Origin of the sequence: Dactylosporangium sp. CA-152071, assembly GCF_050936335.1 — a bacterium.
In the GTDB taxonomy this organism is placed as follows: Bacteria; Actinomycetota; Actinomycetes; order Mycobacteriales; family Micromonosporaceae; genus Dactylosporangium; species Dactylosporangium maewongense.
The window spans coordinates 7,631,706-7,645,661 of the sequence record NZ_JBNJMZ010000001.1 but is presented as its reverse complement, the minus strand read 5'-3'; the positions used below and the strand labels follow the sequence as shown (position 1 = coordinate 7,645,661).

At 69.6% G+C, this 13,956-nt stretch carries 13 protein-coding genes, 2 tRNA genes and 1 pseudogene; 7 read left to right on the top strand and 9 right to left on the bottom strand.

Annotated elements, in window-relative coordinates:
* The first annotated feature begins 5 nt into the window (after positions 1–5).
* From ACQEVZ_RS34465 to ACQEVZ_RS34455, 3 genes and pseudogenes are all read left to right on the top strand, one after another.
* Positions 6–365 carry a YybH family protein gene (locus tag ACQEVZ_RS34465; protein WP_433374263.1) on the top strand — a complete coding sequence of 120 codons (360 nt, stop codon included), beginning with the start codon at positions 6–8 and terminating at the stop codon, positions 363–365.
* A gap of 214 nt (positions 366–579) precedes the next feature.
* Positions 580–1,275, top strand: a pseudogene (locus ACQEVZ_RS34460) (proprotein convertase P-domain-containing protein); the annotation flags it as partial.
* A 126-nt stretch (positions 1,276–1,401) separates the two neighbouring features.
* Positions 1,402–2,391, top strand: a complete 990-nt coding sequence (locus ACQEVZ_RS34455; RefSeq protein WP_433374260.1) for a fibronectin type III domain-containing protein — start codon at positions 1,402–1,404, stop codon at positions 2,389–2,391.
* A gap of 57 nt (positions 2,392–2,448) precedes the next feature.
* Here the strand turns inward: ACQEVZ_RS34455 and ACQEVZ_RS34450 are convergent, their stop codons facing one another.
* The gene (locus tag ACQEVZ_RS34450) at positions 2,449–3,450 is read right to left on the bottom strand and encodes a hypothetical protein (RefSeq protein ID WP_433374258.1); all 1,002 of its coding nucleotides are present in this window, start codon (positions 3,448–3,450) and stop codon (positions 2,449–2,451) included.
* Positions 3,450–3,965, bottom strand: coding sequence for an RNA polymerase sigma factor (locus ACQEVZ_RS34445; protein WP_344506050.1), 516 nt, complete (start codon positions 3,963–3,965; stop codon positions 3,450–3,452). Before ACQEVZ_RS34445 ends, ACQEVZ_RS34450 begins: the two co-directional genes overlap by 1 nt.
* Positions 3,966–4,219: 254 nt before the next feature.
* On the opposite strand from ACQEVZ_RS34445, the gene ACQEVZ_RS34440 reads away from it, so the two are divergent.
* A complete protein-coding gene (locus tag ACQEVZ_RS34440) occupies positions 4,220–4,552 on the top strand; it encodes a hypothetical protein (protein WP_433374254.1) in 333 nt (110 codons plus the stop codon).
* A gap of 334 nt (positions 4,553–4,886) precedes the next feature.
* Here ACQEVZ_RS34440 and ACQEVZ_RS34435 read toward each other — a convergent pair whose 3' ends face one another.
* Complete coding sequence (locus ACQEVZ_RS34435; RefSeq protein WP_433374251.1) at positions 4,887–5,222, bottom strand: hypothetical protein; 336 nt, start codon at positions 5,220–5,222, stop codon at positions 4,887–4,889.
* On the opposite strand from ACQEVZ_RS34435, the gene ACQEVZ_RS34430 reads away from it, so the two are divergent.
* A complete protein-coding gene (locus tag ACQEVZ_RS34430) occupies positions 5,212–5,496 on the top strand; it encodes a hypothetical protein (RefSeq protein ID WP_433374248.1) in 285 nt (94 codons plus the stop codon). The two genes, ACQEVZ_RS34435 and ACQEVZ_RS34430, sit on opposite strands and share 11 nt — an antisense overlap.
* Before the next feature lie 621 nt (positions 5,497–6,117).
* Positions 6,118–7,266 (top strand): Fic family protein, encoded by a 1,149-nt coding sequence (locus tag ACQEVZ_RS34425; protein WP_433374245.1) that lies wholly within the window; start codon positions 6,118–6,120, stop codon positions 7,264–7,266.
* Positions 7,267–7,570: 304 nt separating this feature from the next.
* Here ACQEVZ_RS34425 and ACQEVZ_RS34420 read toward each other — a convergent pair.
* Positions 7,571–7,644, bottom strand: a tRNA-Ile gene (locus ACQEVZ_RS34420).
* Positions 7,645–7,736: 92 nt separating this feature from the next.
* Positions 7,737–7,809: transfer RNA gene (locus ACQEVZ_RS34415), tRNA-Asn, on the bottom strand.
* A gap of 247 nt (positions 7,810–8,056) precedes the next feature.
* On the opposite strand from ACQEVZ_RS34415, the gene ACQEVZ_RS34410 reads away from it, so the two are divergent.
* On the top strand, positions 8,057–8,404 hold the full coding sequence (locus ACQEVZ_RS34410) for a hypothetical protein (protein WP_344506044.1): 348 nt from the start codon (positions 8,057–8,059) through the stop codon (positions 8,402–8,404).
* Between the two features lie 61 nt (positions 8,405–8,465).
* Here ACQEVZ_RS34410 and ACQEVZ_RS34405 read toward each other — a convergent pair whose 3' ends face one another.
* The 4 genes from ACQEVZ_RS34405 to ACQEVZ_RS34390 all read right to left on the bottom strand — a co-directional run bounded on the left by ACQEVZ_RS34405 (position 8,466) and on the right by ACQEVZ_RS34390 (position 13,889).
* Positions 8,466–9,473 carry a sugar phosphate isomerase/epimerase family protein gene (locus tag ACQEVZ_RS34405; protein ID WP_344506043.1) on the bottom strand — a complete coding sequence of 336 codons (1,008 nt, stop codon included), beginning with the start codon at positions 9,471–9,473 and terminating at the stop codon, positions 8,466–8,468.
* Positions 9,474–9,829: 356 nt separating this feature from the next.
* Positions 9,830–11,380, bottom strand: coding sequence for a ThuA domain-containing protein (locus ACQEVZ_RS34400; RefSeq protein ID WP_360563504.1), 1,551 nt, complete (start codon positions 11,378–11,380; stop codon positions 9,830–9,832).
* A 197-nt stretch (positions 11,381–11,577) separates the two neighbouring features.
* Positions 11,578–12,756, bottom strand: a complete 1,179-nt coding sequence (gene xylA / locus ACQEVZ_RS34395; protein ID WP_363396714.1) for a xylose isomerase — start codon at positions 12,754–12,756, stop codon at positions 11,578–11,580.
* Positions 12,753–13,889: a Gfo/Idh/MocA family protein gene (locus ACQEVZ_RS34390; protein ID WP_360563635.1), complete on the bottom strand. Its 1,137-nt coding sequence runs from the start codon at positions 13,887–13,889 to the stop codon at positions 12,753–12,755. The genes xylA and ACQEVZ_RS34390 overlap by 4 nt, the downstream gene beginning before the upstream one ends.
* Positions 13,890–13,956 lie beyond the last annotated feature (67 nt).

Here is a 13,956-nt window from a genome sequence, read left to right as displayed (position 1 = left end):
CGCTCATGTCCGACGAAAGCGTGCTCCGCGACGTCCTGGACGGCTGGAAGTCCGCCGTGGACGCCCACGACCCCGACCGCGTCGCGACGCACTTCACCGACGACGCGATCTTCCAGGGCGTGCACCCGTACGGCGTCGGCCCGGCCGCCGTCGCCGCGTACTACGCGCCGCAGCCGATCGGCCTCACCGCCGCCTACGACCTCCGGGAGACCCGCCACCTGTCCGACGACCTCATCCTCGGCTACGCGGCGGTCGAGTTCACGTTCACCGAACGCCCACCGGTACGCGGCTTCCTGGGCGTGCTCGTCCGCCGCTCCGGCGACACGTGGCGGATCGCGCACTACCAGTTCTCGCGTCCCGCCTGATACGTCAAAAAACCGACGTCCGGACCGCCGCCGACCGCCGTCCTCGTTACGACCTTCCGTTCAGGACCCCTCAGGGCCCTGCGGGATACCGGTTCAACGAGGAGAAGCAATGCGTACTGCGGGAACATCGGCAACGCGGTGGCTCGGCGCGGGCCTGCTGGCGATCTCGGCCGCGGTGGCGGTGAGCGGCTCCCCCGCCGCCGCGGCCGGGACCTGCACCGGCACCAACCCCGCCGACGTGGCGATCGCCGACCTGGCGACGGTGGAGAGCACGATCACCCTCGCGGGCTGCGCGGGTAACGCGGCGGCCACGAGCACCGCCGAGGTCCACATCGTCCACACGTACCGCGGCGACCTGGTCGTGTCGCTCGTCGCACCCGACGGCAGCGTGTACATCCTGAGCAACCGCCAAGGGGGCAGCGCCGACAACATCGACCAGACCTACACCCTGAACCTGTCCTCCGAGCCCCTCAACGGCACCTGGCGGCTGCGCGTGCAGGACGCCGCGAACGGCGACAACGGCTACATCAACACCTGGACCCTCAACCCGGTACCGACGAACGGCACCACCTGCACCGCCACCAACCCCACCGACGTGGCCACCGCCGACCTGTCCACGGTCGAGAGCAGGGTGACCATCGCCGGCTGCGCGGGTAACGCGGCGGCCACGAGCACCGCCGAGGTCCACATCGTCCACACGTACCGCGGCGACCTGGTCGTGTCGCTCGTCGCACCCGACGGCAGCGTGTACATCCTGAGCAACCGCCAAGGGGGCAGCGCCGACAACATCGACCAGACCTACACCCTGAACCTGTCCTCCGAGACCCGCAACGGCACCTGGCGGCTGCTCGTGCAGGACGCCGCCGCATCCGACAGCGGGTTCATCAACGTCTGGACCCTTTCCGTCTGACGCACCGCCGGACGGGGCACTCCCGGTGCCCCGTCCGTTCGCAGCATTGACAGCAATGATTCAGGAAGCTTTCCTTACAGAATCGCGGCCGACAGGCCGGTCCGGTTCCGGGAAAGGGGCCACGCTGTGCGCCGGCTGACCACTGTCGCTCTCGCGACCTGCCTTTGTATCGCCCCGTTCGCTCCCTCCGCGGCCGCGGCCGGCGAGGTGAACCTGCTGGCGAACCCGGGGTTCGAGACGGCGGCCGCCCGGTGGACCTGCGCGGCCGGCACGGCCACCACCTGGGGCGGGCACTCCGGCCAGTACGCGCTGACCGGCACCCCGACGCTCGCGTCGACCGCCGAGTGCGCGCAGGTCGTGCCGGTGCGGCCGAGCTCCTCGTACACCGTCTCCGGGTGGGTCCGCGGCGGGTACGCCTTCCTCGGCACCGAGCTCGGCGGGACCTGGTCGCCGCCGAGCGGCCAGTGGACCCGGCTGTCGGTCCCCTTCACCACCGGCCCGGCGACCACGACCGTCCGGGTGTACGTGCACGGCTGGTACGCCCAGGCCGCGTTCGAGGCCGACGACCTCGTGCTCTCCGGCCCGGACAGCCCCAGCACCGTCCCGGCGCCCCCGACCGACCTGAGCCCGTCCGAGACCACCAGCCACTCGGTGCGGCTGACCTGGACCGGCTCGCCGGGCGCCGGCCAGTACCGCGTCTACGAGGGCGGCGCGCTGCGGGCCACCACCGGCTCCGAACCGTCCGTCACGCTGACCGGGCTCGCTCCCGGCACCTCGCACACGTACGCGGTGTCGGCGGTCACCACGGCCGGCGAATCGGCCCTGTCGCAGCCCGTCACCACGAACATCATGCCCGCCCAGACCGCCCCGCCGTACGCTCCCCGCTCGGTCGCCACCTCCACCCCCGCCCCGGGCCAGGTGTGGCTCGCCTGGGAAGCGGTCCAGACCGCCACCGACGGCTACGACGTGTACCGCGACGGGGTGCGGATCGCCTGGAGCTACGGCCCGGCGTACCTGGTGACGAGCGTCCCGCCGGGCGCGCACACGTTCGAGGTGACCGCCCTGAACTCCGCCGGCGAGTCCCCCCGCTCCCACCCGGTCACCGTCACCACCTGACCACCCCGCGCGGCAGCACCGCCCCGGCCGGTTCGGCCCGGGGCGGCGTCTGGGGCGCTACCGCGTGTCGCCGGGGCGGTCGACGATGGTCATCTTCGAGTAGATGACCTGGCGGTACACGTCGCCGCGGTGGCTGACGTGGTCGCCGTCGTCGCCGTGGCTCACGTGGTCCTTGACGGCGACCAGCCGCTCGCCGATGAACTGGTACGTCTGCTGGTCGAACAGCAGCTCCTGCGACAGGTAGCCCTCGACGATCCGGCCGAGCCCGACCGCCGGGCGGCCGTCGATGTTGACCGCGTCGGGGTTGATCGTCATCCCGGGCGCCTGCGCCAGGTGCCGGAAGATCGCCGCCTGCACGTTCGGCGGCACGACGTACTGGCCGATGAACGCGTCCAGCTCGATGCCCATCGAACCGGGTCCGGGCACGGCGTCCGGAACCTTGTCCGGGCGGGTCATCGACGTGATCGTCGACCACGCGATCCGGTCCCAGTACTCGCCGCCCTGCCCACGCCTGGTCACCACGAGCCGGCCGTCCTTGTAGCCCGCCCTGGTCTGCCCGTCGATGCTGTTCCACTCCTGGATCTTGCGGTTCTCGCCCATGCCGGTCCTGATCGGATCGTTCGGGTGCTCGTTCTCGTAGGCCGGCTTGTTGCGCAGCTCCAGCGTCTCGATGTACATGAACTGGTCGGGGCGCGGGTCCTTCCACGGCTTGCGCTCGGCCGTCCAGGCGGCGTTCTCCAGGTACTCGGCGGCGCTGGCCGGGCGGGCGAACGGCAGCACCCCCTTGGCGGCCGGTGCGTTCAGCGTCGGCGCGGCGTCCGGCACCGGCGCGTGGCCGCCGCCTCCCCGCACCACCATGACCGCGGTGACGGCGACCGCGGCGGCGGCCGCCACGACGACCCCGGCCGTGATGGCGAAACGCTTCCGGCTCATGCTGGTCACTCGCTGCTCCTTCGACGACATCCGCTGGTGGAGGGCCGCGCGGGCCCGGTTCTCGGCTGCCTGGCCGGGGACCTCGTCGCCCCCGAACGCCTCGCGCAGCGCGCCGATCTCGTCCATCACTCGCTCACCTCGATCTCGGCGCCGAGCGCCTGCCGCATCTCCTGACGCGCCCGGTGCAACCGGGACCTGGCCGTGCCGGCGGGAATGTCGAGCGCCGCCGCGACCTCCTGCTGGCTGAGCCCCGCCCACGCCACCAGCAGCAGCACCGCCCGGGCCGGCTCGGGCAGCCGTCGTAACGCCTCCGCGAGGCGGCCACGCACGGCCGTCGCGTCGAGCCGCCCGGCGACGGCGTCGGCGTGGTCGCCCGTTTCCTGCGCGTCGACGGCCTTGGCGAGGGCCTTGTACCGCCGCGTCTCGGCCCGCGCGTGACGGGCGATGAGATTGGAGGCGATGCCGTACAGCCACGGCCGCACCCCGGCCCGCGCACTGTCGTAACTGTGCCGGCGGTCGAACGCGACCAGGAACGTCTCCGACGCCACGTCCTCGGCCAGGTCGGGACCGAGCCGTCGGGCCGCGTACGCGTAGATCTGCCGGTAGTGCTGGTCGAACACGGCGGTGAACCGCTCAGGCACGCGTTTCGCCTGTTCAACGAGGTCGGCGCCAGCGTCCTGTCCCTGCGCTGCGCCGGGCTGCGTCATCACGGCCAAGTCCGCCTCCCCCACGTCGTCCACAGTTGCATCACACCTGTAGTTCGCCGGAGGCACAGAAAGTGTTCAGCCTCACCGGGCGCCCGTGACACTGATAGCGGTCAGGGAGCGCGGTGATAGCAGTCAATGAAATCCTCGCCTTCGTCAGTTGCACTGCGTCACCTGCCCGAAGGAGCAAGATGAAGAACCCGAAAACGCGGATGCGAGTCGTTCGCGGCGTCGTGGCGCTCACGGCTGCGGCCGGTGCGGCGTTCGTCGCTCCCGCCGCGGCAATGGCCGAGCCCACTGACTGCACGTACAGCTGGAGCGACGCCCAGCGGGCCGGCGATGCCGCGGTCCGATGCGAACAGGGAACGGGCCGGTACAGGATCGCCATCTCCTGCTCGTACGGGCTCAACGACAATCTCCGATACCTCTACTACGGTGGGTGGCTGTACGCGGGTGGCGGCTGGTCGGCCAGGGGCTGCCCGAACGACATGTACCGCAGGTCATTCAGCAAGCAGGTGGGATAGCGACGCCGGGGTCTGAGTGACCGGCGACGGCCGTGCGTCGGGGCCGCACGGATAGCGCGAGGGCTCTTCAGCGGTGACCACTCACAGCGGTGGTGCCCTCACCGGTGCCAGGTTCTTGTGATGGCGGCGGGGAGGGTGTCACCGCACCGCAAGTTCCGCTCAGACCTTGCGTTTTTCTCCCGATCGACGTTTGCGCCCTGGTCCTCGGTTTCGCCGGCGGATCGGGGCTTTGTTGTGTCTACAGGTTGATCCTGCGTCGCTGACTCCGGTGCGGGCGCCGGGGTTGCCCACGTGTCGCCGCCAGGCGTAACTTCCTCCGCTTGAACCGCGTCGTTCAGGCGCAGTAGTTGTGGAACGTGACGCGGTTCGACTCCTTGCTCGTCGGCTTCGTCACCCGGAGCCAGAACGTCACCGTCTCGGGTCGGCCGGGCCCGACCTTCACGACTGTCGACGCGGAGCCCGTGGCAACACCATCCTCTGTGGGGGTGCCGTAGGACGTGCCACTGCGGACCAGGCCGGCGCTGGACTCCACGTCGAACTTCACCTCGCTGCGCGCCGTGGAACTGACCTGGATGGTGAAGTCGAGCCGGACCGTCTGATCCCACTGGATGCACGGCAGGATGCCATACGACTCAGGGCTCATCTTCAAGGTCGCGCTGGTGACCGTCATCGCGGGCGGCGCAGCACTGGACGGCTTCGGCGCAGGCTTCGTCGTCGTCGTCGTGGTGGTCCGCGTGCCGGAGGGACGCACGCTGACGCTCACCTGTGGTGACCCGCCGGTCGGCGCGCTGACGGGCATGGAACTGCCCGGCGCCGCACTGCCCCGCGACAGTGGTGCCGCAGCACCGCTCGCAACCGGCGTGCCGCCGCAACCGGCGGCGCCGATGACGATCAGCAGACACGTCGAGGCAAGGCGAAACCGGATGCGCATCGCTGGATCGTAGAGGGATTCATCAGCGCCCACCGCCCCGCCACCGGCGGAACAGCGAGCAATCACGCGAGGCGGAGCCGAGCGTCGGGGCGTCGCACCACGGTGCCTGTGCACGGCAACCGCCACGCCGCGAAGGGGCACCGTCAAACGCCTCCGGCAACTTCGCCACCGGAGCGCACCGCCCATCCGGCGAGCAGCGAGTCACAGTGATGCTCGCGCAGCGCGAGCAGGGATCGACCCAAACCGAACCGGACGACCGACATCGAACGCCAGTACCCACCACGCACCCGGCTGGCCGAACGCACGAAGTCGGCGCAGCGACGGTCCTGAGGGGGCGCGGGTGGAGCGCAGCTCCCCCGATGGGGAGCAGCCGGAGGCTGCGCGGGGAATCCCGCCGACCGCCGGCGAGCGGTCCCGGAGGGACCACGAGCAGGGTCCACCCAGGTCGGTGGAGCGCACGACGCACCATGCGAACCGGACAATGACAGCTCTTGGCACCACAGTGAGCACTCGCATCGCCATTCGGGGCCGAAGCCATGCGTGAGGCAGCGCCGAGTCTGCCAGAGTGTCACTATGTAGTTATCTAAGCAACATCTACGATAGAATGTTGCTATGTTAACAACATTAAGCTTCCATGATCTACGTTAGCCCTCCGCTAAGTAGCGAGGATCAGGCAGTCCTGGCGGAGATCCACGAGATGCGACGACAGCTTGCCAGCGTCCTTCGTGCACCACGCCGCTGGCAGGGTGGCCTGCGGCGCACCATGCTCGCGCGCGCGATCCGTGGCTCCAACAGCATCGAGGGATACGTGGTGGCCGAGGATGACGCCGCAGCAGCACTGGACGACGAAGAACCGTTGAGCGCCGACGATCGGACCTGGGCGGAGATCCGGGGCTACCGCCAAGCGCTCGGCTACGTCCTGCAGATGGCGAACGACCCTCATTTCAAAATCGACATCTCGGCGATGCGTGGCATGCACTACATGATGCTCGCGCACGACCTGAGCAAGAGCCCAGGCCAATACCGGACCGGCCCGATCTACGTCCATGACGAAAAACAGGATCTCGTGGTCTACGAGGGCCCCGACCCCGGCAGAGTCCCGGCACTCATGGAGGAGCTCGCTGCCAGCCTCCAAGCAGACCTCGACATCGACCCGCTGGTGCGCGGTGCGATGGCACACCTCAACCTGGTCATGATCCATCCGTACCGCGACGGGAGCGGCCGAATGGCCCGCGCTCTGCAGACCTTGACGATCTCGCGACAGACGATCGTCGAACCGGCCTTCTCAAGCATCGAGGAATGGCTGGGACACAACACGGACGACTATTACCAGGTGCTCGCGATCACCGGTCAAGGCTCGTGGCGCCCCCGACCCGACGCACATCTGTGGGCGACCTTCAACATCCGGGCCCACCACATGCAAGCACAGACAGTGGCTCAGCGGGTCAACGACGCGTCCGAAATCTGGGGGGAGCTCGACACGCTGGTCAGTACGAGTCAACTGCCAGAACGGGTGACCGGGATCCTCTACGAGGCGGTCCTCGGGTACCGGGTTCGCCGCTCTGGCTACATGAAAATGACAGAGGTTGAAAAGCACACAGCGACACGGGATCTCGGCCGGCTCACTGATCTGGGACTGCTGCATCCGCAGGGAGAAACCCGCGGACGGCACTACCTGGCAGGAGACCGACTTCGCGAACTGCGGGAGGAGTGCCGACGTCGGCGCCGCCCTCTCGTCGACCCGTACCCCTGGATGCGCGCACGACTCGCCGAAGGTCACTGACCCTTCCCGATTCGATTCCGGTAGACGGAGCGACTCGAACGCCCGAGCGGAGTGAGCCCGCGGGTGCGGGTCGACGAGAGGGCAGCGATGCACCATGCGAACCGCACGATCCGCGTCGAAGGCTCGCCGCTCACCCCACACACAGCCGGGAACCGACGCCACCAGACCAGCCCGCGACGGTCCTGAGGGGGCGCGGGTGGAGCGCAGCTCCCCCGATGGGGAGCAGCCGGAGGCTGCGCGGGGAATCCCGCCGACCGCCGGCGAGCGGTCCGGAGGGACCACGAGCAGGGTCCACCCAGGTCGGTGGGGCGGGCGGGACTCGAACCCGCGACCGAGGGATTATGAGTCCCCTGCTCTAACCCGCTGAGCTACCGCCCCGAGCGATGGCAAGCTTACCGACCTGCGCAAGCGGGACGCCGCCCGGAAAGGGTCCGGGCAGTAAAATGGCCCCGGTAAGGGGCCGTTTGGAGCTCCCGCGATAGGACTCGAACCTATAACCTGCCGGTTAACAGCCGGCTGCTCTGCCAATTGAGCTACGCGGGATTGCAGCGCTCAGACCCCCCAGGAAACCCGGTGAATCAGGGCGACCGGCAAAGAGTACAGCACGCACCCCGGGGTCGCGCCAGCGGGTTGTGCGCGGCGCGGCGGAGACCATCCCATCGTGTGCCAGATCTCGGCAAACGGGTACATGATCGATGTGTCGGAACGAGGATGGACGGGTAACTCAGGACCAGGACGGCGCTGAAGACGTAACGATGACCGGGCGCCGCTCAGAAGGAGGTTCGTCGCTATGCGCGGCAAGCTACTGTTCCTCGGCGGACTGGCCGCGGGCTTCGTGCTCGGCGCCCGGGCCGGTCGGGAGAAGTACGAAGAGCTCAAGGCGACTGCCCTGAAGATCAAGGAGAGCCCGACGGTGCAGGAAGCCGCCGGGGTCGTCCAGGAGCAGGCGACGCGGCTCTACAGCGAGGGCAAGACCATGGTGACCGACAAGCTGGCCAACAGCCGGTTCGCTGAGAGCGATCTCGGGCAGCGGCTGATGGGCTCCTCGGAGACGACCACCACGCCGGCCATCGAGCGGGACGTGCTGGCGACCACGGGTCCGTCCAAGACGACCCCCAGCGGCGGCACCAGCTACTAAGCGAAAGAAACGACAACACACGAAAGGCCGGCCGCGAGGCCGGCCTTTCGTGTGTGCAGGATCAGGACGAGGACGAGAACGCCGCGTCGAAGGCGGCCGCCGGGGCGTCGAACGCCAGCCGGCGCACGAACGAGAGGGCCTCGGGCGCGCCGATGAGGCGGTCCATGCCCGCGTCCTCCCATTCGATGGAGATCGGGCCGTTGTAGCCGATCGCGTTGAGCGCCCGGAAGCAGTCCTCCCACGGTACGTCGCCGTGGCCGGTCGAGACGAAGTCCCAGCCGCGGCGCATGTCGGCCCACGGCAGGTGCGAGGCGAGCCGCCCGCGGCGCCCGTCGCCGGTGCGGACCTTCGCGTCCTTGCAGTCGACGTGGTAGATCCGGTCGGCGAAGTCGAAGATGAAGTTCACCGGGTCGAGCTCCTGCCACACGAAGTGCGACGGGTCCCAGTTGAGGCCGAACGCGGGCCGGTTGCCGATCGCCTCGAGGGTGCGCTTGGTGGTCCAGTAGTCGTAGGCGATCTCGCTGGGGTGCACCTCGTGCGCGAAGCGGACGCCGACCTCGTCGAAGACGTCGAGGATCGGGTTCCACCGGTCGGCGAAGTCCTGGTAGCCGTCCTCGATCATCTGCGGCGGCACGGGCGGGAACATGGCCAGGGTGTGCCAGATGGACGAGCCGGTGAAGCCGACCACCACGTCGACGCCGAGCTTGCGGGCGGCGCGGGCGGTGTCCGCGATCTCGGCGGCGGCCCGCTGGCGGACGCCTTCCGGCGACCCGTCGCCCCAGATGCGGGCGGGCAGGATGCCCTGGTGCCGCTGGTCGATCGGGTGGTCACAGACGGCCTGGCCGACCAGGTGGTTGGAGATCGCGTAGACCTTCAGGTTGTGCTTGGCCAGGGTCTCCAGCTTGCGGTCCACGTAGGACTCGTCGGAGAGCGCCTTGTCGACCTCGAAGTGATCACCCCAGCAGGCGATCTCGAGGCCGTCGTAGCCCCATTCCGAGGCCAGCCGGCAGACCTCCTCGAAGGGCAGGTCGGCCCACTGGCCGGTAAACAGCGTGATCGGACGCGCCATGAGAGTTCCTCCGGTGTAACGGCGGTGATGAGGGCGCGAGGGAGAGACCTGAAAAGAGGCCGATGAACGCAACCAGCGGCGCGGGTGGGTTGCGCCTCCCACCCGCACCTGTCCAAGGGCCGACCAGGTGCAACACCCAGTTTAGGAACCAGGCGATGCCAGTACAACAGCCAAAAAAGGCGACCCGTCCGCCCGGATCGCACCTGCCCGGCCACGGGGGGAGTCGGCGTCACCACCCGGGACGTTGTGCAGGTGCTGTGGTGCATCCGAGCGGACGGGGCCCGGACAGCGGGGCCGGTCGGCGTCGCGACCCCGCCACCCGTCTGTCCGGTCGCGGGAGAACCCGCGACCGAAGTTCAGGCGCTGAACACCGTGAATTCGTCGACGTCGAAGAGCGATCCGCTGCCGCCGCGGAACACCAGGCACAGCGTGGTCGACGCGTTCGGGACCAGGGCGACCGAGGCCGTGCGGAACGTGTCCCAGCTGCCCGTGTTGGCGACCGCGAGCGTGCCGAGCAGCGCGCCGGTCGCCGAGCCGGCCCGGAGCTCGATCGTGCCGCCGGGGCCGGCCGAGGACCACTTGACGCGGACGCCGGCGGCGGTGCCCAGCGACAGTCCGGTGTACGCGGCCCAGTCGTTGTTGTCGATGAACCCGGCGGTCTGCCCACCGGTGGCGGGGGCGTGCCCGGCGACCTGCAGGCCGCTCATCGACGACCACGCCTCGCCCTGGCGGGTCGTGGCGGAGCGCGTCAGGGTGAGCTGGTCGAGGTCGAACAGGGAGCTGCCGGTGCCACGGAAGACCAGGAACAACGAGGTGCTGGCGTTGGTCGACAGCGGCGTGAACACGTCGCGGAAGGTCTCCCAGCTGCCGGTGTTGGCGATCGCGGCGCTGCCGAGCAGAGTGCCGGTGGTGCTTCCGGCGCGCAGTTCGACGGTACCGCCCGCGCCGGCCGACGACGAGCGCAGGCTGACGCCGGTGACGTTGGACAGGTTCACGCCGGTGAACGAGATCCAGTCGTTGTTGTCGATGTAGCCGGCGGTCTTGCCGCCGACGGCGGCCGCGTGGTTCGCGACCTGGACGCCGCCGGTCGCCGACCACGCCTCGGCCTGGTAGACGCTGCCGGACGGCTGGACCGGCGCCGCGCAGTTGCCGTCGACGCGCTTCGCCGTGTACCGGATGGCACCGAGCAGCAGGTTGCGGAAGTTGGTGTCGGCGTAGCTCTCCTCGGTGTGCCCGAAGCCGGTGTAGAACGACCGGCCGCTGTCGATGGTCTTGCACCAGGTGATCGGGTGGTCGCCGCTCATCGATCCACCCGAGTACGACGACTCGTTGAGCGAGGCCAGGACGTGCGCCGTGGCCCGCGGGTTGGTCTGGTAGTTGTACCACTCGTCGGTGCGGGTCCAGGTGGCGCCGAGGTGGGCCGTGGCCGGGTGGCTGCGGTCCTCGACGTTCACGCTCGCCTGCTGGATCGCCGGGTGCGACGCGAACCAGGCACCGGCGAGCGTGCCGTAGAACGGCCAGCTGTACTCGGTGTCGGCCGCGGCGTGCACGCCGACGTACCCGCCGCCGCCACGGATGTAGGCCTCGAACGCGGTCTGCTGGGCGTCGTTGAGCACGTCCCCGGTCGTCGACATGAAGACGACCGTCTGGTACTGGGCCAGGTTGGCGGCGGTGAACGCGGCGGCGTCCTCGGTGGCGGTGACGGTGAAGTTGTTGGTGGAGCCGAGCGACTGGACGGCGGCGATGCCGTTGGGGATCGACGAGTGGCGGAAGCCCGCGGTCTTCGAGAAGACCAGGACCTTGTACGGGGCATCGGCGGCGCTGGCGGGCACCGGGTTCAGTGTGGCCGCGGCGAGCAGGCCCGCCGTAGCGGCGGCGAACCAGTTCCGGGCTGTGCTTCTGGGCATGACAGATCCTTCACGATGGGCGTGAGCGCGCGCCGTCGCGCCGTCATGATGTCGTCTTCAGTTGTTGCCCGTCCGCCGGCGCGGCACACGTGCCGCGCCGGCCCGACGGACCCTTCCCCGCCGGCTACCCTGCCGCGGGGCGCAACCGCGGCAAGGCCCTCGCTGCCGGCGAGGAAAAGCTTCGTTTTATGCGGTGCTCATCCCCTGATCCCCAGGAGGTGTTCCATGGCGAGCTGGTCGAGGCGTTCGAAGGCCATCCCGCGGGCGGCCACCGCTTCGACGTCGATCTCCTCGGCCCGCAGCGCCGAGAGCGACTCCCCCGGCATCAGCGTCGGCACCGAAAGCTCGTCGACGCGGGCCGTCGCGAGCGCCGCCGACACCTCGGGGTCGTCACGGAACGCACGGACCTTGTCCTTGAGGATCAGGTAGTTGCGCATGCACGCTGCGGCGGTGACCCACACCCCCGCGGCGTCCTCGGTACGTGGTGGCTTGTAGTCGAAGTGGCGGGGTCCCGCGTAGGCCGTCGGGTAGCCGGAGCTGTTCTCCAGCACGTCGACGGTCCAGAAGGCGCCGCGGAGGTTGCCGGCGCCGAACCGCAGGTCCTGGTCGAACCGCGGGCCGTGCTGGCCGTTGAGGTCGACGTGGAAGAGCTTGCCGTGCCACAGCGCCTGGGCGATGCCGTGGGCGAAGTTGAGCCCGGCCATCTCCTCGTGGCCCACCTCGGGGTTGAGCCCCACCCGCGACGGCTCATCCAGGGTCGAGATCAGTGCGAGGGCGTGGCCGATCGTCGGCAGCAGGATGTCGCCGCGGGGCTCGTTGGGCTTCGGTTCGATGGCGAGGCGGATGTCGTAGCCACGCTCGCGGATGTACGCGCACAGGGCGTTGATGGCCTCGCGGTACCGGTCGAGCGCCGCCCGCATCTGCTTGCCGGCACCGGACTCGGCGCCCTCGCGACCGCCCCACAGCACGTAGGTCGGCGCGCCGAGCTCGGCGGCGAGGTCGATGTTGCGCAGCACCTTCTGCAGCGCGAACCGGCGGACGGCACGGTCGTTGGCGGTGAACGCGCCGTCCTTGAAGATCGGGTGGCCGAACAGGTTGGTGGTGGCCATCGACACCACCATGCCGCTGGTGTCGAGGGCCTCGCGGAAGCGGCCGATCAGCTTGTCCCGGACGGTTTCGTCGCTGCCGAACGGGATCAGGTCGTCGTCGTGGAAGCTCACCCCGTACGCCCCCAGCTCCGCGAGCCGGTGCACGGACTCGACCGGGTCGAGCGCCGCGCGCGACGCCGAGCCGAAGACGTCCTGGGCCTGCCAGCCCACCGTCCAGAGCCCGAACGAGAACCGGTCCGCGGGAGTGGGGGCGTAGGGATCGTTCATGCCAGCACGCTCACCCAGGAGGCGTCGGACTTCTCCACGGCGTCGAGCACGAGTTGTACCTGCAGCGCGTCCTCGAACGACGGCGTCGGATCCGATCCGGTGGCCACCGCCTCGATGAAGTCCCGCATCTCGTGGGTGAACGAGTGCTCGTAGCCGATGATGTGGCCCGGCGGCCACCAGGCGGAGAGGTACGGGTGCTCGCCCTCGGTCACCAGGATGCGGCTGAAGCCCTGCTCGGCGGCCGGCTTCGTGGCGTCGTAGTACTCGAGCTCGTTGAGCCGCTCCAGGTCGAAGACGAGCGAGCCGAGCTCGCCGTTGATCTCGACCTTGAGCCCGTTCTTGCGGCCGGTCGCGAAGCGGGTCGCCTCGTAGGTGGCCAGGCCGCCGCCGGAGAGCCGGGCGACGAAGACCGCGGCGTCGTCGACGGTGACCTCACCCGTCGTGGCGCCCGCGCTCGCGGAGAGCCCGCTGGACGCCTCCGGCAGCGGGCGCTCCTTGATGAACGTCTCGGTGATGCCGGTGACGCCGGTGATCTGCTGCCCGGTGACGAACTGGGTCAGGTCGATGATGTGCGCGCCGATGTCGCCGAGCGCGCCCGAGCCGGCCTTGTCCTTCTGGAGCCGCCAGACGAGCGGGAAGTTGGGATCGGTGATCCAGTCCTGCAGGTAGACGGCTCTGACGTGCCGGATGGCGCCGAGCCGGCCGTCGGCGATGAGGTTGCGCATCAACGAGACGGCGGGGACCCGGCGGTAGTTGAACCCGCAGGCGGACCGGACGCCGAGCGCCCGGGCCTTCGCCGCCGCCGCGACCATCGCGCGCGCCTCCTCGACCGTGTTGGCGAGCGGCTTCTCGCACAGCACGTGCTTGCCCGCTTCGAGCGCGGCGATGGCGATCTCGGCGTGGCTGTCGCCCGGGGTACAGACGTCGATGACGTCGATGTCGTCCCGGGCGATCAGCTCGCGCCAGTCGGTCACCGCTTCGGCCCACCCGAGCCGGCTGGCGGCGTCCGCCACCTTCGCCCCATCGCGGCCGCAGACGGCGACCATGGTCGCCCGCACCGGCAGGTCGAAGACCCGGTTCACGGTGCGCCACGCCTGTGAGTGCGCGGCGCCCATGAATGCGTATCCGACCATGCCGACGCGCAGCTCCCCGCTGCTGCCCTGAGTGGACACTGGCGGTTTCCTTTCTGGTGGTTGGCTC